The 18285-nt window shown below is 60.8% G+C and carries 17 protein-coding genes and 1 tRNA gene; 14 read left to right on the top strand and 4 right to left on the bottom strand.

From position 1 onward, the window contains the following. Position 1 precedes the first annotated feature (1 nt). Genes AC3IX4_RS14040 through AC3IX4_RS14015 form a run of 6 tightly spaced genes read left to right on the top strand, consistent with a single transcriptional unit; the run spans position 2 to position 6917 of the window. The gene (locus AC3IX4_RS14040) at positions 2 to 1012 is read left to right on the top strand and encodes a polysaccharide deacetylase family protein (RefSeq protein WP_489261100.1); all 1011 of its coding nucleotides are present in this window, start codon (positions 2 to 4) and stop codon (positions 1010 to 1012) included. After that, positions 1009 to 2313 carry an oligosaccharide flippase family protein gene (locus AC3IX4_RS14035; RefSeq protein WP_489261099.1) on the top strand — a complete coding sequence of 435 codons (1305 nt, stop codon included), beginning with the start codon at positions 1009 to 1011 and terminating at the stop codon, positions 2311 to 2313. Before AC3IX4_RS14040 ends, AC3IX4_RS14035 begins: the two co-directional genes overlap by 4 nt. Beyond that, positions 2313 to 4238, top strand: a complete 1926-nt coding sequence (locus AC3IX4_RS14030) for a hypothetical protein (RefSeq protein ID WP_489261286.1) — start codon at positions 2313 to 2315, stop codon at positions 4236 to 4238. Before AC3IX4_RS14035 ends, AC3IX4_RS14030 begins: the two co-directional genes overlap by 1 nt. Before the next feature lie 48 nt (positions 4239 to 4286). Beyond that, on the top strand, positions 4287 to 4976 hold the full coding sequence (locus tag AC3IX4_RS14025) for an N-acetyltransferase (protein WP_489261098.1): 690 nt from the start codon (positions 4287 to 4289) through the stop codon (positions 4974 to 4976). 2 nt (positions 4977 to 4978) lie between these two features. Next, complete coding sequence (locus AC3IX4_RS14020; protein ID WP_489261285.1) at positions 4979 to 6151, top strand: GNAT family N-acetyltransferase; 1173 nt, start codon at positions 4979 to 4981, stop codon at positions 6149 to 6151. Further along, positions 6123 to 6917 carry a carbohydrate deacetylase gene (locus AC3IX4_RS14015; RefSeq protein ID WP_489261097.1) on the top strand — a complete coding sequence of 265 codons (795 nt, stop codon included), beginning with the start codon at positions 6123 to 6125 and terminating at the stop codon, positions 6915 to 6917. The genes AC3IX4_RS14020 and AC3IX4_RS14015 overlap by 29 nt, the downstream gene beginning before the upstream one ends. Before the next feature lie 45 nt (positions 6918 to 6962). On the opposite strand, the gene AC3IX4_RS14010 is transcribed toward AC3IX4_RS14015, so the two are convergent. The 3 genes from AC3IX4_RS14010 to AC3IX4_RS14000 form a co-directional block, all read right to left on the bottom strand. Then, entirely contained in the window at positions 6963 to 7277 is a 315-nt protein-coding gene (locus AC3IX4_RS14010) for a type II toxin-antitoxin system RelE/ParE family toxin (protein ID WP_489261096.1), read from the bottom strand. Further along, on the bottom strand, positions 7277 to 7555 hold the full coding sequence (locus AC3IX4_RS14005; protein ID WP_489261095.1) for a ribbon-helix-helix domain-containing protein: 279 nt from the start codon (positions 7553 to 7555) through the stop codon (positions 7277 to 7279). The genes AC3IX4_RS14010 and AC3IX4_RS14005 overlap by 1 nt, the downstream gene beginning before the upstream one ends. 200 nt (positions 7556 to 7755) lie before the next feature. Next, the gene (locus AC3IX4_RS14000; RefSeq protein ID WP_489261094.1) at positions 7756 to 8640 is read right to left on the bottom strand and encodes a LysR family transcriptional regulator; all 885 of its coding nucleotides are present in this window, start codon (positions 8638 to 8640) and stop codon (positions 7756 to 7758) included. A 92-nt stretch (positions 8641 to 8732) separates the two neighbouring features. Between AC3IX4_RS14000 and AC3IX4_RS13995 the strand changes: the two genes are divergently transcribed. The 8 genes from AC3IX4_RS13995 to AC3IX4_RS13960 all read left to right on the top strand — a co-directional run bounded on the left by AC3IX4_RS13995 (position 8733) and on the right by AC3IX4_RS13960 (position 16478). Continuing rightward, positions 8733 to 10175 carry an aldehyde dehydrogenase family protein gene (locus tag AC3IX4_RS13995; RefSeq protein ID WP_489261093.1) on the top strand — a complete coding sequence of 481 codons (1443 nt, stop codon included), beginning with the start codon at positions 8733 to 8735 and terminating at the stop codon, positions 10173 to 10175. Positions 10176 to 10189: 14 nt separating this feature from the next. Further along, complete coding sequence (locus AC3IX4_RS13990; RefSeq protein ID WP_489261092.1) at positions 10190 to 11176, top strand: dipeptidase; 987 nt, start codon at positions 10190 to 10192, stop codon at positions 11174 to 11176. A 59-nt stretch (positions 11177 to 11235) separates the two neighbouring features. Then, positions 11236 to 12786 carry a BCCT family transporter gene (locus AC3IX4_RS13985; protein ID WP_489261091.1) on the top strand — a complete coding sequence of 517 codons (1551 nt, stop codon included), beginning with the start codon at positions 11236 to 11238 and terminating at the stop codon, positions 12784 to 12786. Between the two features lie 26 nt (positions 12787 to 12812). Beyond that, positions 12813 to 14516, top strand: coding sequence for a hypothetical protein (locus tag AC3IX4_RS13980; protein WP_489261090.1), 1704 nt, complete (start codon positions 12813 to 12815; stop codon positions 14514 to 14516). Position 14517: 1 nt separating this feature from the next. Next, a complete protein-coding gene (locus tag AC3IX4_RS13975) occupies positions 14518 to 15213 on the top strand; it encodes a DUF3726 domain-containing protein (protein ID WP_489261089.1) in 696 nt (231 codons plus the stop codon). A gap of 28 nt (positions 15214 to 15241) precedes the next feature. Continuing rightward, positions 15242 to 15622, top strand: coding sequence for a RidA family protein (locus AC3IX4_RS13970; RefSeq protein WP_489261088.1), 381 nt, complete (start codon positions 15242 to 15244; stop codon positions 15620 to 15622). 85 nt (positions 15623 to 15707) lie between these two features. Then, a tRNA-His gene (locus tag AC3IX4_RS13965) sits at positions 15708 to 15783 on the top strand. A 203-nt stretch (positions 15784 to 15986) separates the two neighbouring features. Then, on the top strand, positions 15987 to 16478 hold the full coding sequence (locus AC3IX4_RS13960) for an LEA/WHy family protein (protein ID WP_489261087.1): 492 nt from the start codon (positions 15987 to 15989) through the stop codon (positions 16476 to 16478). On the opposite strand, the gene AC3IX4_RS13955 is transcribed toward AC3IX4_RS13960, so the two are convergent. Beyond that, positions 16459 to 18285, bottom strand: a complete 1827-nt coding sequence (locus AC3IX4_RS13955) for an S-type pyocin domain-containing protein (RefSeq protein ID WP_489261086.1) — start codon at positions 18283 to 18285, stop codon at positions 16459 to 16461. The two genes, AC3IX4_RS13960 and AC3IX4_RS13955, sit on opposite strands and share 20 nt — an antisense overlap.

Below are 18285 nucleotides of genomic sequence, written 5' to 3'. Positions count from 1 at the left end.
CATGCCTATCAAGCAAATGCTCAAACGTACCAGCGGCTGGCTATACCTTAACTCTCCCCTGGGTCGCAGACGCTTGCACGGCACCGGAGTGATCCTGATGCTGCACCGGGTGCTGGCTGACGACCGCAGCGCGGACCTGCCCCATCGTAACGAGCTGTGCGTAGGGCCAGAAGCCTTCGGCGGACTGCTGCAGTGGCTCAAGCGGCATTTCGATTGCGTGTCCTTGATGGACCTGCTTGAACACTCCGAAGCCGGTGCGCCGGGTTCAAGGCCCAAAGTGGCGCTGACCTTCGATGACGGCTGGCGCGACAATGCGCTCAACGCCTTCCCTCTGCTGCAACACCATCAAGTACCCGCGAGCATTTTTTTGTCCACCGACTTTATTGGCAGTCACCAGCGATTCTGGTGGGAGAGCCTGGGTGAAACGCTCTGGGGCAGCTACGGTGACGAATCGAGCCTGAAACTGATGGCGCAGGTGCGGCATCTCGGCCGGCCACTGCCAACCGGCTTTTTCATGGGGGGCAGCGAAACCAGGCGCAGCCTGGCGCTGGCTCACTACCTGCAAAGCCTGAAAACCCTGGCACCGGCGGCCTTGCGCGCACTGACCAACAATTGCCCGGCTGAATCTCTGCCCCAGGCCCTGGATTGGCAGCAGGTGCGCAGCCTGGAGGATTCCGGGCTGATCACCTTCGGCCCCCATGGCGCCAGCCATTCGATCCTGACCGGGCTGGATGATCGTCAATTGGACCAGGAACTGAGTCGCAGCCATGCGGCCTTGCAGCAAGGTTGCCGGCACCCGTTGCCGGTTTACTGCTACCCCAACGGTGATCACGATGCTCGCGTACGCCAACGCTTGGCCGCGCATCATTACCCTTATGCGCTGAGTACGCGGGCAGGTATCTGTCGCGACGAGAACAACCCACTGGCGCTGCCGCGCATCGGTGTCAGCCAGCGCAATGCCAGCCGCCCTTCACTGCTGGCCTGGCGAATCTGTCGTGGGAGTCGCGCATGAGTCGCAGCCACTATGTTCGTCATTTGCTGCTCAGCATGGGCACGCGCCTGGCGATGATCTTCCTGCGTCTGTTGCGCAACGTTTTGCTGGCGAGGATCCTGGGGCCCAGTGAGCGGGGCCTGTTCGCACTGCTCAGCACCCTGCCCGACTTGCTCAGCGCCGCCACCAGCGGTGGCCTGAATTCGGCCGTGGGGTATCAGGCCGCCAAACAAAAGCCCATGGGCCTGCTGATCAGCCAGGTGCTGGTGTATGGCTGCCTGCTGGCCGCGCTGTTGACCCTGTTGTGCGTGGCCTTGATGCGCGAGTTCGGCACTGAACTTGCCGTCACCCAGCAATTGGGCCTGCTGGCCTGGCTGCTGCTGTTGGCCGTTCCGCTGACCGTCCTCAAGAGCGGCCTGTTGACCCTGCACAACGCCACCGGCAACGTCGGCGCCTTCAACGCCCTGCGGCTGGTGGAGTCATTAGCGCCGTTACTGCTGTTCCTGGCGATGTTCTGGATGTGGAAGTCGGCCGCGTTGGAAGCTGCCTTGATCAGTTGGTTGGCTGGCATCAGCCTGGTGGTGATCGCCGGCTGGTTCTGGCTCGCTCGCAACCACAACCTGGGCCTGTGCTGGGACCGCGCCGGGCAAAAAGAACTGTTGCGCTATAGCGCCCGAAGCCACCCGGATTTGCTGTTCCAGCAGGTGATTTTGCGCTCGGACTACCTGTTTATCGGTGCCTTGCTCGGCAGTACCGCATTGGGTCATTACGCCATGGCCAGCGCCGCCGCCGAGTTGCTGTTGATCGTCCCGGAAGCGGTGACCACCCCCCTGATGAAACGCCTGCTGCAACAAGACAAGGACATGGCCCGGCTGACACCCTTTGCCCTGCGCCTGACCGCCACGGTCATGCTCTGTGCCTGCCTGAGCATGGCGCTGATCGGCGAATGGCTGATCGTGCTGCTGTTCGGCGCCGCCTACCAACCCGCCTACCCGGCGCTGCTGGCCTTGCTGCCAGGCCTGTTCGGCTTGTGCTACGCCAGCATCTTGCGCCTGGACCTGCTTGGCAAGGACCGTCCTGGCGCCGTGTCACTGTTGATGGGGCTCGGTGCCCTGTTGAACCTGGCCCTGAACCTGCTGCTGATCCCCCGCTTCGGTATTGTCGGTGCGGCAGCCGCCTCCTCCATCGCCTATCTGGCCGTCACCCTGGCGCTGCTGCGCTTGTACTGCCAACTCAGTGGCGTGCCGATGCTGCACACCCTGTTGATTCTGCCCAGCGACCTGGCCCCCTTGCGCCAGATGTTGCAAAGGAAAGCCGCATGATCCGCTGGGCCGTCGTGGCGCTGAGCGTCTGTTGGCTGGCTGCCGGGACAGCTGCCCCGATGCGCTGGGCGGACATTCGTGACGGCAGCCTGTACCTGGCGCCCACCCAGGCCGCCACCTTGAACATCAGTTGGGCCCCCGCCTGGCAAGCCGACGCCAATACCGAGCACTTGTATCTGCTTGACGGCCAAGGCCAGCTACAGGCCGAACGCATCATCAGCCCCACGCAAACCAGCGGCCGCCAGCAATGGCCCCTGGCAGCCAGCACCACCCACTATCGACTGGAAGTTCCCGGCTACAGCTTTCGCCGCTACCGCGTTGAGCACAGTGTCACGACCACTGCGCAGTTCGAACCGGTAAAAGTGCATTTCAGCACCGAGACTCGGGACGGTGATGCGTTGTACTTCCGGGTCGGTGCCAACCAGCAGGCGATACTCGCTGGCAAGTTCCACGGCGGCGTGCGCGCGCTGCAAGCAGAGCGACTTTCGGACAAGCGCAGCGTTTCGCTGGCCCTCAAACCTCACCCCGCTTACTGGCAGTTCGATCAGGTGGCGTTGCCGGTAAGCCCCAAGGAGCAGATCTGGCACCTGCGCCTGATCGGCGACGGCAAGGCAGCCTTCTGGCTCGACGGCACGGCCAACCTATTCGCCCAACAGCCTGAACACCTCGGGGCTTTGCGCCAGGCCAACGGTCGGACGAACTTGAGCCTGGGGCTTAAAGAGCTCGGCCCCACGCCAGCACTGGGCATCAATCTGCCCTATGTCGTGCCGCCAGTGTCCAGCCATGCGGTGCTCGATGCCCTGCGCCCGCAAGCGGCCGGCTTTTACACCTTTGCCGATATCCTGGCCCGCGACAGCCACTATGAAGACGGCTTTCGGCGCCTGTATCAGCAACGCTTTGGTATACGCCAGGACATCACCTTGCTCGCGGCCACCGGCCGACGTGCCGACCTCAATGCTGGCGCGCAGAGCCAACGCGGCCTGGATGCCTGGTTGGCCGCTACCCAGGCACTGGGCGGCAATGGCTTGCACTACATCGCTTTCGCGGACGAGCCCAACCTCAATTACCGCGATTACGACACCTACAAACGCTTTTTCGAGGCCATGGCCCAGCGCGTCCAGCAAACGCCCGGTGCGCGGGAAGCCGGCGTGCGCATTGCGATGCCCGCCAGTTCGCGGCTGATCAATGGCCCGTTCCACGATAACGCGCGAGACCGTCGTGGCCTGGACTGGGCGCGGAGGATGCTCAAGGAAAACGGTTTACAGATCGATGCCCTGGCCTGGCATGAATGGATGATCCGCGATCTGCTGGCCACCCGCACTTACCGCGACAGCGTGCGCCAGGCCGCAGAACTGGTGGGCCTGGATGCTCAGGGCCGGCCGCGCAAGGCCCTGCTGTTGGACCAGACCAATCTCTCCAGCGGTTCCACCCTGAGCCTGTATGAACAGAACAGCCACTTCACTGCGCTCTGGTGGGCCTCGGTGGTGATCAACGCCTCCGCCGATGGCTTGCTGTCGATGCTCAACTGGTTCCATGCCGCCGATGAGCCCGAGTACCCCAAGGGCATGATCCGGGTGATCGACGGCAACCGTTTCGAACTCAAGCCCGTGGGCCTGGCCCAGCAGTTTATCCAGCGTCGCTGGCTAGACACGGTCTTGGCGCTGGACAACGACGCCTTTGAAGTCGATGCCCTGGCCATGGCGGCTCAACAACGCCGCAGCCTTTTGGGCGTCAACAAGGGCCGGCGACTGCAGCAGGTGAGCCTGCAAGCGCAGGCATCGCTGTGCCCACTCAAGGCGGCCGAGCTCGTTTTTTTTGGCGAAGACAACCAGAGCCGACCTGCCCCATACGTATGCGAACACGGCCGAGTGAGTTTCCAGCTACCCGGCCAGACCCTGTTTGCTTTGACCTGGCACGCCAGTTAAAGCACATGGAACAGTGCACAACCCTCTCTGAGCAACACCGGAGGCACTATGAGTACACTGCAAAAAATAAAAGAACGCATTCAGCAAAAAGGCCTGAAGGCTACCCTCAAGACCTTGACCGAGCGCTACGTGTTTTACCACTGGGAGCTGTTATGGATGGAGCGCGACCTGGTCAGCCCCGTCCCCCCTCACAAACTGCGCCCTTATCCGCCGCTGCGCCTTGAAACGATCACCGTGCTCAACGCCAACGCTTTTGCCCGCCACTTCGGTGACCGGGTCGAGACCATGCGCGAGCTGGCTGCCCAAGGCCATACCGGCCACATGTACCTGGACGACAAGGGCGACGCGGTGAGCTTTATCTGGGGTAGCGTGCGTGACTACGACGACCGTCATTACTACGGTTGTATCTTCCCGGTGGGTACAGGGGAATTTTTCGAGTTCGGTGGCGAACTGATCCGCGCTTACTGGGGTACTTCGCTTTCGGTGGACGTGCAACTGAACCTGTGGAAAGCCATGGCCGAAAAAGGCTGCGACAAGGTCGTGGATGTATGCGAAACCCACAACATCCCTGCCTTGAAGTTGCACATTCGCATGGGCTACCAGGAGCAAGGTCGCGTGATGCATGTCTATGGTCTGTTCGGACGCTGGCGTTTCAGCCATGAAACCCGTTACACCGGATCGCGGCTGGATGCCTTGTGCAAGCCGGCTCGACCTTCCGTGACCGCGACGGCGACCTGACGATGACAGGGCTGCGCCTGGAGTGGCGTGATTCTCTGCAAGCGGCGGGTTTCCCCGCTGCTGACTACGAACGGCTGCGCGAACACTGTGCCCAGGCTACACCGTTCAATAGCCTGGCTTGGATGATCGCCGCCGAGCGTGCCCTGGCCTGCGACCAGCGCCTGCGGGTATTGCTGGGCTGGGAGCACGGGCAACTGCGGCTGTGCCTGCCATTGGTGGCCACCCGCCAACCGTTTGGCCCCCTGAAGTTCAGGGTGGTGCATCACTTGGGTTACCCCTTGAGTGACCGCATCGCCCTGCTTGTCGTGGTTGATCCGATCGGCGCGCGACAGGTACTGACAGCGATTCGTCAGCACCTGCCCCATGCCTTGCTGCAGTTCAATGAAGTGCCTGGCGGTGCCGCAGGTACGCTTCTCAAACAATGGGGCCGGAGCAGTTCAACGTGTGAACAGAGGCTGGCCTGCCGAGTACCGGTGCATCGCCTGAGCGAGGCCGACCACCAGGAAGTCTCGGGTGACCCACGCTACAAGCTGCGCCGAGCCTACAAACGAATAGCAGCCTGTGGCGCGCACATTCGCCGCATCACTCCCGACGCGGCCAGCATGCCGGCGTTACTGCAGGCGATCCAGGCGGTCGAGGCCCAGAGCTGGAAGGGCGATGAAGGCGTCGGGATTTTTTCCGGCCATCAGCGTCAGCAATGGATGCGGGAAGCGTTTACCCACCTGGCAGAACAGAGCCGGGTCAAGATCGTACTGCTGGAGCTGGACGGTCACTGCATCAGCTACCGGCTGGGCGTATTCGAGCGCGGTCGGCTCTACGACTACAACCTGGCTTTCCTGCCCGGCCATGCTGATCTTGGCAGCGGCCGGGTGCTGCTGCAGGAGTGGATTCGCTGGGGCCTGGACGAAGGCTGGGAATGGATCGACGCCTCGCGGGTCAGCCTGGAAAACTCCAGCCACCAACTGCACGAGCGCCAGACCGGCCAAACGGAACATTACCGAGCAAGCTTCTACTCCTGGCGGCCAAGCGGCCTTTGCCTGGGCCTGGCGCTACGCGCCTGGAAGCGCCTCAAACCCTACCTACAACGCAGGCTTGCCAAACCCGTGGCACCTGCCACCACCATTGCTACCGAGCAAGGGGGACGCGATGCCGTACCAAGTCATAGTCAACGCTGACGATTTCGGCCTCAGTGATCAGGAGAATGCCACCATCCTGCGGGCCTTCCAATGCGGTTTGATCAGCTCCGCGACGATCATGGCCAACATGCCAGCCTTCACCTGCGCCTGCGTGCTGGCCGGCCTGCCAGTGATCGGCGGCCGCGTGGGGCTGCATTTCAATCTTACTTATGGCAGGCCGCTGAGCACGGCAATTCTGTCCGAGCCGCATTTCTGTAATGCCGCGGGTGAGTTCGACCTGAAATTGCGCCGTCATGCCCTGCACCTGAGCTCGCGCACTCGCCAAGCGGTCTTGCAGGAACTTGAAGCGCAATGGCAGCGCTGCCTGGATCATGGCCTTCGCCCCAGCCATCTGGACTCCCACCAGCATGTACACAATATTTGGCCAATCGGCGAAATCGTCGCCCGCTTCGCGGCTCGCCAAGGTGTAGCCGTGCGCCTGGCACGTAACCTTGGGGGCAACATCGGGCCGGGCAAGCGCCTGTACAAAACCTTGCTCAATCGACGCCTGAAACGCTTGTCGGGCTCTACCGCCGACTACGTCTGCACCCCGACCGACCTGCGCGACAACCGCTTGCCCAAAGAAGGCGTGCTGGAAGTGGTCACGCATCCAAGCCGCCTGGGCGCCGACTTTGGCGATGCTTACCTTGAGAGCGGTGAATCACTGGCCACGCTGTTGCAAACCCACCTGACACGGGTGCCACGTGTCAGTTACGAGGTGCTGGGCAGGCCGCCATGTGGAGCGGTCAGCAGCGTCATGGATTGATGCTTCGATCGTTGGGTATCGGACCTTCTCCAGCACTACTGCTCGCTAATCGTCCAGCTCAAATTGCAAGGCGGCCTCGAGGTCCTGTCCACCGTAAAAAACGCCCAGGATGGAAACCTGCTTGGCATCAACGGCAAAGGCAATCACGGCCCGCTTGCGATAGTTGGTAATACGTAGACCTAGGCGGATATCGTCTCGCTGGTTCCCACGGTGCGGGAACGTCTGTAGCTCTTCGCAATAGGTCACGATGGCGTCAGTATAACGCTGGGCAATTTCCGGCGAGGCCGCCGTGGCTATGTAGCGATAGAGCGCAGCCAGTTGTTCCAAGGCTTCCGGTGCAAATTCGACGGTATACGCCATTACGATTGGGTAATGGCGTTTTGGTGCTCCGCCGACAGTCGGGCACGCACCTGGTCGACACTCAGTGTACGCGAGGCGTCCGTTTTCAAGGCATCGTAAGCCGGAGCTACTTGGCCAACGAGCCAGCTTTCCAAGGCACGATCACGGGCCAGCAGCGCCCGCAGGCCATCACGAATCACTTCGCTTTCAGTTGCATATTCACCGGTAGCGACCTTGGCTTTCACCACCTCTGCCATTTGGTTGGGCAGAGTGATGCTGAATTGTTGAGTGCTACGCATGATGAGCCTCCCGAATCAGATAGGATTTAATCCTACTCCACTCTGAAAAATATGCACATGACTTCTTAAGTGCAGACTACGTGAGCTACGGTGGCACACGCCTTGGTAGTTAGCCGCGATGAACACGGCGCGTGTCTGCCTGATGTACCGCGGTGAGGTCCACCGCAGGTAAGTCGAAGCACTGAACCATAGAGATGGCATCAATGCGACTGGGATAAACCTCCTCGCAAAAAACCCATCAACTCCCCGGCCGCAGGCGAAAGACTGCGCCCCTTGCGCGTCAGCAAGCCGATCTGGCGCTCGACCTTCGGCTCGGCCAATGGCAAGAATGCGAGCTTTTCATTACCCAGCGGAAATGCCAGGTAGGGCAAGGTGCTGATGCCCACTCCTTCTTCCAACATCGCGATCAGTGAAATCATGTTGGAGACAAACAACCGGCTGTGTTCGAGCAACACCTCAGCCTCAGTGCCCTCCAGCAAGCGCGAGGTGCCATTGCGAATCAGCGGCAAGCCTTGCAGCCGCGTCCAGTGCAATTCGCCATCGGCCTGTACCAAGGGGTGATCAAGGCGGCAGACCACCCCGATCTGGTCATTGAGGATCGGTACGAACTCGATCTGCTCGTTGGGAATCCACACGCTGCTGATGGCAAAGTCCACCTGCCCTTGCAGCAACAACTGTTGGACGCTGTCAGCGTTGCCGTCCTGAATACTGATTTGCACATTGGGATGCTCAGCCACAAAACGGCCCAGTAATCCGGGCAACAGTCGACTGGCCACCGACGGAACCGTGGCGATGCTGACCTGGCCGATTTCATGCCGGGCCAGTAAGGTCGCTTCCCGGGCAATGCGGTCGTGGTGTTCGAGCAAATCGCGAAACAACGGCAGGCAGTGCTCGCCAAAAGGCGTCAGCTCCGCTCGCCCGCCCTTTTCTATCAGCGGCTGCCCCAGCTTCTGCTCAAGCTCGCGCACAGCCAATGACAATGCAGGCTGGGTACGACAGGCATGGCGCGCCGCGGCCTGGAAGCTTTTCAGATCAGCCACCAGCACGAAATACCGTAATTGAGCGATCTTCAGCTCGGGCAACATGGTTAGTTTTCCTTATAGAAACATATTTATTATTAATTTTTATTTAATCCATATTGCTCGCAAGATGGAAGCCAGGCAATCGGAGGCTTCTCATGTCACTCAACACTTACAAAAACTACATCGGCGGGCACTGGTGCGACGGCGAAAACACCGTCAGCAATCACAGCCCTTCAGACACCCAGGACCTGATCGGCGTCTACCAGCAAGCCACCGTCGAACAGACCCAGGATGCCATCCAGGCCGCCCGCGCCGCACAACCCTTGTGGGCGACCAGCGGCCTGGAGCAGCGCCAGCAGATCCTCATGGCGATCGGCGACGAACTGATCGCCCGCAAGGTAGAACTCGGCCAACTGCTGTCACGCGAAGAAGGCAAACCACTGGCCGAGGGCATCGGCGAGGTCAATCGCAGTGGCCAGTTCTTCCACTATTACGCCGCTGAAGTGCTGCGCCAGATGGGCGAAACCGCAGCCTCGGTGCGCCCTGGCATCGACATTGAAGTGCACCGCGAACCGGTCGGTGTGGTCGGCATCATCACCCCTTGGAACTTCCCCATGGCCACCGCCGCCTGGAAGATCGCCCCGGCCCTGGCCTTTGGCAACGCCGTGGTGTTCAAGCCGGCCAACCTGGTGCCGGCCAGTGCGTGGGCGCTGACTGAAATCATCAGCCGCCAGGGCTTGCCCGAGGGCACGTTCAACCTGGTCATGGGCAGCGGCGCCAGCGTCGGTGAAACCCTGGTGCAATCGGCCGAAATCGACGCCCTGACCTTCACCGGCTCGCTGGCGACCGGGCGCCGCGTAGCGGTAGCGACCGCCGGCAACCTGGTGCGTTGCCAACTGGAGATGGGCAGCAAGAATGCCTTGGTGGTGATGGACGATGCCGACTTGGACATCGCCGTCGAGTGCGCCCTCAACGGTGCCTTTTTCGGCACCGGGCAAAAATGCACGGCGTCCTCGCGGCTGATCGTCTGCGACGGCATCCATGACCGCTTCGTCGAGGCCCTGCGTGTACGGATGCGCCAGTTGAAGGTCGGCCATGCCCTGGAGGCTGGCGTGCAGATTGGCCCGGTGGCCGAGGCCAGGCAACTGGAGCAGAACCTGGAATACCTGCGTCTGGCTCAGGCCGAAGGTGCCACCCTGATTGAAGGTGGCGAGCAGCTGCAGTTGCAAACCGACGGCTACTACATGCGTCCGGCGTTGTTCATCGACAGCCGCAATGACATGCGCATCAACCGCGAAGAAGTGTTCGGCCCCATTGCCTGCGTGATCCGCGTGAGTGACTTCGATGAAGCCGTGGCCACCCTCAACGACACCGAATACGGCCTGACCGCCGGGATCATCACCCAATCGCTGCGCCACGCCAGCGAGTTCAAGCGTCGCGCCCAGACTGGCTGCGTCATGGTCAACCTGCCCACCGCCGGCACCGACTATCACGTGCCCTTCGGCGGTCGCAAAGCTTCCAGCTTCGGCCCCCGCGAACAGGGCCAGTACGCCCGCGATTTCTACACCGTGGTCAAGACCACTTACGTGCGGCCTTGAAGGGAACACTCACCATGCAAGATTTATTGATGATCGACGGCTTGCAGTATTCCAACTGGAGCCCGGAAATATTCCAGCAGATGCAGGCCGGTGGCTTGAGTGCGGTACACGCCACCATCGCCTATCACGAGAACGCGCGTGAAACCCTCTCAAGGCTCGGTGAATGGAACCGCCGCTTCGAGACCTATCCCGAGTTGATCCGTCCAGTGCGCGAAGCGAGTGATATTCGCCTCGCCCACCAGGAAGGTCGGGTTGGCATCTTCTTCGGTTTCCAGAACTGCTCGCCAATCGAAGACGATATAGCCCTGGTGGAAGTCTTCCGTCAACTGGGCGTGTTTGTCATGCAGCTCACGTATAACAACCAAAGCCTGCTGGCCAGCGGTTGCTACGAAAGCGAAGACAACGGCGTCAGCCGCTTCGGCCGCCAGGTGATTGCCGAGATGAACCGTGTTGGCATGTTGATCGACATGTCCCACAGCGCCGAGCGCAGCACGCTGCAAGCCATTGAGCTGTCGAGCCGGCCGGTGATCATCTCCCACGCCAACCCGTCGAGTTTCCACGCCGCCAAGCGCAACAAATCCGATGCGGTGCTGCGTGGCATTGCCGAATCCGGTGGGCTGCTGGGCTTCAGTACCTATCCGTTCCACCTCAAGGGCGCTTCGCAATGCAGCCTGGAAAGCTTCTGCGACATGATCGCCAGCACCGCAGACCTGATGGGCGTGGAACACATCGGGATCGGCACTGACCTGTGCCAGGCACAACCGCTCGCGGTACTTGAGTGGATGCGCAACGGCCGCTGGAGCAAGGACAAGGACTACGGCGAGGGGTCGAAGGACAATGCCAACTGGCCTGCCCCCCTGCAATGGTTCCGTGACAGCCGCGACTTCCCGATCATCGCCCAAGGCCTGCGCGCCCGCGGCTTTGTTGAAGATGAGGTACGCAACATCATGGGCTTGAACTGGTTGCGCCTGCTGGAAACCGCCACCACGGCGCAGGCCTGAGCCCTTCCCTGCACGGACAGCATGAACAATAACAATAATCGCCGGTCTCTGGAGGTTTCATGAAAAACCCAACCACCTTGCAAGCCGACGGCCAGGCCATGAACCTGCCCGTCGCCCGGGATATCGACTGGCCGCTGTTCCTGATCAGCGGCGGTTTCCTGGCAGCGTTCCTGATTGCGGCACTGGTCGACATCGAGGCGGTGTCGGCGCTGGTCAACACTCTGTTCGCCTGGTCCACCAAGGCCTTCGGGTTGTATTGGCAGGTATTGATGTTGGCAACCTTCGTGGTCAGTCTGGGCATCTGCTTTTCCAAATGCGGGCGCGTACGCCTGGGCGGTATCGAACAACGCCCGGACATCAGCACCTTTAACTGGATCGCCGTGATCATGTGTGCCCTGCTGGCCGGTGGCGGTGCGTTCTGGGCGGCGGCAGAACCGATGATGCACTTCGCCAGCCCGCCCCCGTTCTTCGCCGGTGTGCAGCCGCACAGCGAAGCGGCGGCCACCGCCGCACTGGCGCAGTCCTTCGTACACTGGGGGTTTCTGGCCTGGGCTGTACTTGGCAGCCTGCTGGCGATCGTGCTGATGCACCTGCATTACGACAAGGGCTTGCCACTGGCACCCCGTACCCTGCTCTACCCGCTGTTTGGCGAGCGCGCACTCAAAGGTCCGATCGGCACCCTGGCAGACGCCACCTCGATCATCGCCGTGGTGGCCGGTACCATCGGCCCGATCGGTTTCCTCGGGTTGCAGATCAGCAGTGCCATGCACTCGGTGTGGGGCCTGCCAAACGACATTGTCACTCAATCGATCACCATCATCCTGGTCACGCTGATGTACACCACCTCCTGCCTGGTGGGCCTCAAAGGCATCCGCTTTGTCAGTGAGATCAACGTCTGGCTGATGCTGGGGCTGGCGGTGTTCATGGTGGTGTTCGGGCCAACGATGTTTATCCTGGGTGGATTCCCATCAGCCTTCGCCTTGCACGTAGAACAGTTCATCCCGTTGACGCTGTTCCGCGCCGACCCCAAGTGGCTGGACTGGTGGACGGTGTTCTACTGGGGCTGGTTTATCGGTTACGCCCCGATGGTCGCCCTGTACGTCGCACGCATCTCGCGCGGACGCACCATTCGCGAGATCATCATGACGCTGTCGATCATCGCCCCGCTGGTCACCATGTTCTGGTTCACCGTCGTCGGCGGCACCGGGATCGGCCTGGAACTGCAAACCCCTGGCATCGTCACCGCCCACGGCAGCCAGCCTGAAGCGTTGTTGCTGGGCGTGACCCAGAACCTGCCCCTGGGCGGACTGATCAGTGCGCTGTTTCTGTTCTTGAGCTTTATCTCGGTGGCGACCAACGGCGATGCCATGGCCTTTACCGTGGCACTGGCAATGTCCAGCACCAACAAGCCGAAGAAATGGTTGTGCGGTTTCTGGGCTATCGGCATGGGCCTGGCAGCCGTGGTATTGATCACCATTGGTGCTGGCGGCGTCACCGCCCTGCAGTCCTTTATTGTCATCACCGCCGTACCGGTGTCGCTGCTGATCCTCCCGGCGCTCTGGGACGCCGTGCGGATTGCCCGGCACATGGCGCGCGAGCAAGGCATCTGATCATGATGCATTCAGGAATAACAACAATGTCCAACCGTGAAAACCACCGGCCAGAAGCCGTATCGCTACGCCCCACCAGCCAGGTCATGGACCTGGCTCGCCTGGGCAGCCACTTCCAGAGTCCCTTGAGTTTTGTGCGCAGCAGCATGCGCCGGATGATGAACCAGCAATGGCGTATCCAGCGCAGTCGTTTCGACCTGGACGCCGAAGGCTTTGGCACGGCCATCTACCGTATCGAGACGCCATCGGCGCATTATCACTGCGTCATTTTCTCCGCCTACCTGCCGCCGGAAAAACGCAGCGACCGGGTTATCGCCGATCAGTGGGACGTCAGTTTTGTGCTGGTGGCCGGCGATGTCGACGAAGCTCAACTGGCCGACCTGCAACGTAATGCTCCATTGCAGGAAGCGGGCCGCTTCGATGCCCGCGTATTGGTGCTGTCACGGGCCAACCGCAGCCTGCGCAATTTCGACCGCTTTATCGCAGCCCTGGCTGAAGGCAACCAGCCAGACCCGCGCCAACTGGCCGAAGTCGGCTACCTGTATCGCACCACCGCCGTGTATGGCAACGGCAAGTTCGGCATCGCCGATTTTGGCTGCCTGCAAGACAACGCCGATTTCAACCAACCGTTCAGTGCGCAGATGTTCACGGTGTACCTGCTGCGTCACTTCAGCATCGAACAGATCGAACATATGGCGCAGGCGCGTGATCCGCGCCGCGCGGTAAAACTCGATGCCGCCCTGCAGCGCTACCTGGGTGTTGGCAACTCCACGGGCCTGGGCATGGCGCCCTTTCTGCTCAACCACCCGCAACTGGTCAACCAGTGGTTGTGGGCACGAGAAACGGCGCTGGCCCAGGTACTGGCGCAACCCGCGAGCGCTGCCAACCTGCAGCGCTTCCATCAGTTGCTGGAACGGGCGCGCCTGCACCTTGCGCAGACCTTGACCGAAGATCAGCGCCAAAGCGAGCTAGACCAGCAAACGCTGGCTGATCTTGCGCCCTTGGCCGCCTGGCTCGACCGCCAACCGGCCAGCGTTGACCTGTGGCCACGCTTGCAAGCCTGGGCCCAGGCCAATGCCAGCCTCGGTTGCCAGGAGCTGCTGGTGAGCCTGCTGTTGGAGATATACCCCGAGCAGGTCACGCCATTGGCTGAGCAGATGGGTGTTGTCGAAAGCTTACGCCTGGACGCGCAGATGCCACTGGCGCAACTGCGCGAACTGATCGAAAACCACTACGGCTGGGCCTTGTCCTACGATTTCAGCAACACCGACGCCGAGCACTTTTTCTGGTATCGCTCGGCTGAGAAAGAAGAGCCACGCCTGGGCATGCGCCTGGATGAGCCAGGCGCCGAAAAGGAAATGCAGCTGGGCATCGCACGCAATATCCAGCGCTGCCACGCCGCGTTACTGGACTATCAGGAAACCCATCCGGGCGACCTGACCGCGCATTTTTTGATTGCCCAGCCAGCCTTCAAGGGGACGGTTCGGCGTTTGCAGGCCATGGCGCAATGCGCCTTCGGCGAAATCCGCGCCAACCTGCTGGCCCGCGACATGCTGCCGATCCACCTGTTGCGCTGCAAATTGGCGTTTTTTGGCGCCGGCAAATTCGACCCAAAATCCAGCCGCTGGGTACGTATCACGCTGTTCCAGGGTGCGCCGCTGGTCAGTGAGATAGGCCAACCTTTCACCGACGACTGGAATTTTGCCGTGATGCCGGATGGAGCTCATTGAGATGCGAGTATCACTTAACGAAATTCACGTGATGTGCCGCAAGGCATTTGAGGGCATGGGTTTTGCCTTGGGCGATTGCGAAGACGCCGCCGAGATGGTCGGTTGGTTGCAGTTACAAGGGCTGGACGGTATGGCTGCCCTGGAAAAAGCCTTGGAGTACCTGCAAAGCGAGGCGAACCGGCCGTTTTCGCTGTGCTTTGAGGACAGTGCCCTGCTGGTGATCGATGCCAAGGGTCAAAGTGTATTGCGTTGCGCCGCGCAAGCCGTGGAGCTGGCCCTTGCCAAGGCGCTGCACACCGGGCACGCCGTCCTGCGCATCCGCCATTGTCATAACCGCTTGCTGTTGCTGGGCTACCTGCGTCGGGCGGCGGAACTTGGGTTGGACGTTCAAGCCCGCTGGCGTGATGCTCGACAGGTGCGTATTGCCCTCTTCACCGCGGGCAGCACCTGCCCTGGCTTGCACATCGAAGACATGCCCTCACCGGGGTTGGGTGATGAGCAGTGCATCACCGTGGCGTTCAGCCAGCCGACAACGGCGATGTCGACCACCCCATCAACCCAGCAGGCACTGGCGCAAGGCTTCACGGTCAGCGAGCAGACCTGGCAGCGGCTCAAGCAATTGGCCGATCAGATACTGGTCGAAAGCACCGAAGCCTCGCGTCAGCGTGGTGCCGGTGGCGGCAGCGATGCCGACTGAATTCCCCCTTCACTCTGGAAACTCATCCATGAAATACGCCATCAAGACTGACCTATTCGCCTCCAAAGCCCCGATGGAATGGGCGGTGGTCGGCAACGGCACGCTCTACACCGCGCAAATCCCCATCGACGCTACGGGCCAGGTGGTCCCAGGCGGTATCGAAGCGCAAACCCGGCAAACCCTCGACAACCTGCGCCATACCCTCGAGGCGGCCAACAGTTCACTGGACGCCGTCACCCAAGTGATGATCTACGTCACCGATCGCAGCTACCTGGCCACGGTCAACGCTCTATACACCGAGTACTTCCAGGCCCCCTACCCCAACCGCGCAGCCATCGTCGTCGCGGGGCTGGCCCGTGAGGAAATGCTGGTGGAACTGGTGGTGTATGCCTGTATCGATGGCTGCTAAAACCAATTATTTTCAAATTTTTGAAAAAATAGTTACCTATCAGTCAGTTATCGATGTAAGATGCGCCCCGCAGCAACATGCAGTGGTGGGCGTAGCTCAGTTGGTAGAGCACAGGATTGTGACTCCTGTTGTCGTGGGTTCGATCCCCATCGTCCACCCCACTATTCAAAAACGCCGGTTCCTCGTGAACCGGCGTTTTTTTTTGCTTTTTTGTAGGAGCAGACCTTGGTCGCGATGGCATCACCGCGCTCTATCCGGCATACGCGGTGATGCCATCGCGACCAAGGGCTAGGCGCCCCCGTCGCTCCTACGCGGTCGGCGGGGTATGCTTTAGTTATCGCACGCCTACCCCACTGGAGCCGGCATGATCCATCGCCTCGTCATCACCCTATCGCTGCTTCTGAGCCTCAGTGCGTGCGCTCTGTTTCCCCAACACGATCCCGTCAGCATCACAGTGGTCGGTATCCAGCCCCTGCCCAGCCAAGAACTGGAAATGCGCATGGCGGTCAAGTTGCGGCTGCTGAACCCGAACGACTCCGCCATCAACTATAACGGCGTGTACCTGGATTTGGTCGTCAACGGCCAGCCGTTGGCCAGCGGCGTCAGCGACCAAAGCGGTGTGGTCGAACGCTTCAGCGAAGAGGTATTGGTGGTGCCCGTCAGCATCACTGCCTTCTCGGTCCTGCGCCAGGCAGTTGGCTTCAGCCAAGTAAAGAGCCTGGACGGCCTGCCTTATGTAGTGCGGGGCAAATTGGCGGGCGGTTTGTTCGGAACGGTTCGGTTCAGTGATTCGGGGACCTTGAAGCTCCCGCCATCCAAGGTGCAGGGCAGCCAGGTCAATCCGCCCGCACGATAAGCAAATTGTCCATGTCATAGAGACCGCCACCGGCCTCGACAGCCACTCGATGGACCCACCTTAGCGACTCGCTGGCAACGTCCTGGCGCAACGCCGATTCTTGCTCGACAGCCTTCCACAGCGCCTGCTTGAACGCGGCAAAATTCTCGAATACCCGGCCGCGCAGTTCATTGGCAACGGATAGCGGAACAGGCGCACCGGCACCCGAGTCGAGCCCTGCGCGAATCGATGGCCCAACGCCCTCGCCCCGACCCGTCGCAACGCCCGGGTAATCGAAGCGGTCCTTGAACATGACATAGAGCGGCGCAATTCCAGACCCGGCCGGAAAGACAACGACGTAATCGTCGAAATGCAGATTTTCAGGGTTGAAAGGCTCAAGCAGCGGCTGGCGAGGCGCTGAAATGACGCCTGGGTACTGAGCGCCCGACGAAGCCGGATCAGGCGCACCGGTGGAGTTGGGTAAGGTCCAGTAGAGACTTGCCGGAGCAGCGCCAGAAGTCGCGAAGGTGTAGAGCTGACGCTGTTGATCCCATTGCGCCAAGCGAACCCGTACGCCAGAGCGCATGGCTTGCTGCTCTGTGCTGGCGATATAAACGCGCTTCATTTTCCTGCCGTCAATTTCACGATTGGCAGTGCCAAGCCTGAGAGGAAGTTCGATCTCACTGTGTGCCTTGGCAACTTCCAGCCAGTTCATTTCAGGCAAAGGCCCAAGCTCTGCGAGCGGCAGGCTGATAACGAAACGTTCGTCATGGCCCAGGCGAGTGGAAAACTGCAGGACGTCGGCAAGCAGGCCCTTGGAGGATTGACCGGTTAGAACCCAACGGTTGAAGTGCGCCACCGCAGACAACACCGATTGCTGCAAGGGGCCTAGGGTGCTCGCAAAGGCATTCATTGCCCCAACAGCCGGTGTCAGGATTTGCGGGCCCTGTGCTGAAGCCTTAAGCGACGCAGAAAAATGACTGGCCGTGTTCCAAGGTTGCTGCCCGCTGGCAGCCTGCAAGCGCGTGCGACGCTCATCCAAGCGTTCGAAAATGGCCTGCATCCGGGACTTGAGCTGGGCTTGGTACGCCTCGACAGCGGGCCAGCCGGACGTGTGTTGCTGCACTTCAAAGGTGATAAACCCAAGCGCGGCTTGAAGTTCTTCCAGCGATTTGCCTTTGGTTTTGAACGTGAGAGCCGTCTGCGCCGAACGTTGAGCCGTTTCTGCCTTTATTTGGCTACCCAGAATATTCCACACCGCCTTGCGAGCGCTGATCGCCAAAAGTTCCAGCTTTGTCCTTTCGGCGTCCTGTTGGTCCATGATCTCAGCGGGTGTTAGCCCACCGCGTGGAACATCCAGCTCTCGCTCAAGCTGGCTGATGCCTGTGTGCAACAGGCTGAGGGCGTCGTCAGCCTGCTGCTCGGCTTGATCCAGTGCCAAGGCCAAGGCGAGCAGATCAGGAAATCGTGTCGATCGACTTGCTGCGCGGGCTATACGAGCCGCCTGCCGCTCAAGGCCCGCTTGAGTGGCCAGTTCGCCGACGCGTTGAGGGGCGGTTGGCACCGATAAATCCTGGATAAAACCGGGCCGGCCTTTATGGGCCAGGGAAGCCTTGAGCAAGGCGATGATGCCTTCTGGATCGGCCCATGTGCCATAGTCATTTGAGTAGAAGAGCAAGTCCGCCCCCAAGGGGTGCTCGCAGATTTGGTCAAAATGATGGACAAGTCGATTGTGCTCGGCCTCCGTAGGAGTGCCTGCCCAAAGGGTTTGGAGCAAAGTCAGGAATTGGGCTTCGGTATAGGCTTGTAGATTGGGTTTGAGTTCCAT

Source organism: Pseudomonas sp. KH_021, assembly GCF_057838865.1.
This window is presented reverse-complemented; position numbering and strand designations above follow the sequence as displayed.

What these genes read in the sequence shown, in the direction of transcription:
- AC3IX4_RS14015 (WP_489261097.1), top strand. Translation starts at nt 6,123, where the DNA reads ATGCCGTACCAAGTCATAGTCAACGCTGACGATTTCGGCCTCAGTGAT.
- AC3IX4_RS14005 (WP_489261095.1), bottom strand. Translation starts at nt 7,555, where the DNA reads ATGCGTAGCACTCAACAATTCAGCATCACTCTGCCCAACCAAATGGCA.
- AC3IX4_RS13980 (WP_489261090.1), top strand. Translation starts at nt 12,813, where the DNA reads ATGTCCAACCGTGAAAACCACCGGCCAGAAGCCGTATCGCTACGCCCC.
- AC3IX4_RS13955 (WP_489261086.1), bottom strand. Translation starts at nt 18,285, where the DNA reads ATGGAACTCAAACCCAATCTACAAGCCTATACCGAAGCCCAATTCCTG.
- AC3IX4_RS14020 (WP_489261285.1), top strand. Translation starts at nt 4,979, where the DNA reads ATGACAGGGCTGCGCCTGGAGTGGCGTGATTCTCTGCAAGCGGCGGGT.
- AC3IX4_RS14040 (WP_489261100.1), top strand. Translation starts at nt 2, where the DNA reads ATGCCTATCAAGCAAATGCTCAAACGTACCAGCGGCTGGCTATACCTT.
- AC3IX4_RS13990 (WP_489261092.1), top strand. Translation starts at nt 10,190, where the DNA reads ATGCAAGATTTATTGATGATCGACGGCTTGCAGTATTCCAACTGGAGC.
- AC3IX4_RS13960 (WP_489261087.1), top strand. Translation starts at nt 15,987, where the DNA reads ATGATCCATCGCCTCGTCATCACCCTATCGCTGCTTCTGAGCCTCAGT.
- AC3IX4_RS13975 (WP_489261089.1), top strand. Translation starts at nt 14,518, where the DNA reads ATGCGAGTATCACTTAACGAAATTCACGTGATGTGCCGCAAGGCATTT.
- AC3IX4_RS14010 (WP_489261096.1), bottom strand. Translation starts at nt 7,277, where the DNA reads ATGGCGTATACCGTCGAATTTGCACCGGAAGCCTTGGAACAACTGGCT.
- AC3IX4_RS13995 (WP_489261093.1), top strand. Translation starts at nt 8,733, where the DNA reads ATGTCACTCAACACTTACAAAAACTACATCGGCGGGCACTGGTGCGAC.
- AC3IX4_RS13985 (WP_489261091.1), top strand. Translation starts at nt 11,236, where the DNA reads ATGAAAAACCCAACCACCTTGCAAGCCGACGGCCAGGCCATGAACCTG.
- AC3IX4_RS14025 (WP_489261098.1), top strand. Translation starts at nt 4,287, where the DNA reads ATGAGTACACTGCAAAAAATAAAAGAACGCATTCAGCAAAAAGGCCTG.
- AC3IX4_RS13970 (WP_489261088.1), top strand. Translation starts at nt 15,242, where the DNA reads ATGAAATACGCCATCAAGACTGACCTATTCGCCTCCAAAGCCCCGATG.
- AC3IX4_RS14000 (WP_489261094.1), bottom strand. Translation starts at nt 8,640, where the DNA reads ATGTTGCCCGAGCTGAAGATCGCTCAATTACGGTATTTCGTGCTGGTG.
- AC3IX4_RS14035 (WP_489261099.1), top strand. Translation starts at nt 1,009, where the DNA reads ATGAGTCGCAGCCACTATGTTCGTCATTTGCTGCTCAGCATGGGCACG.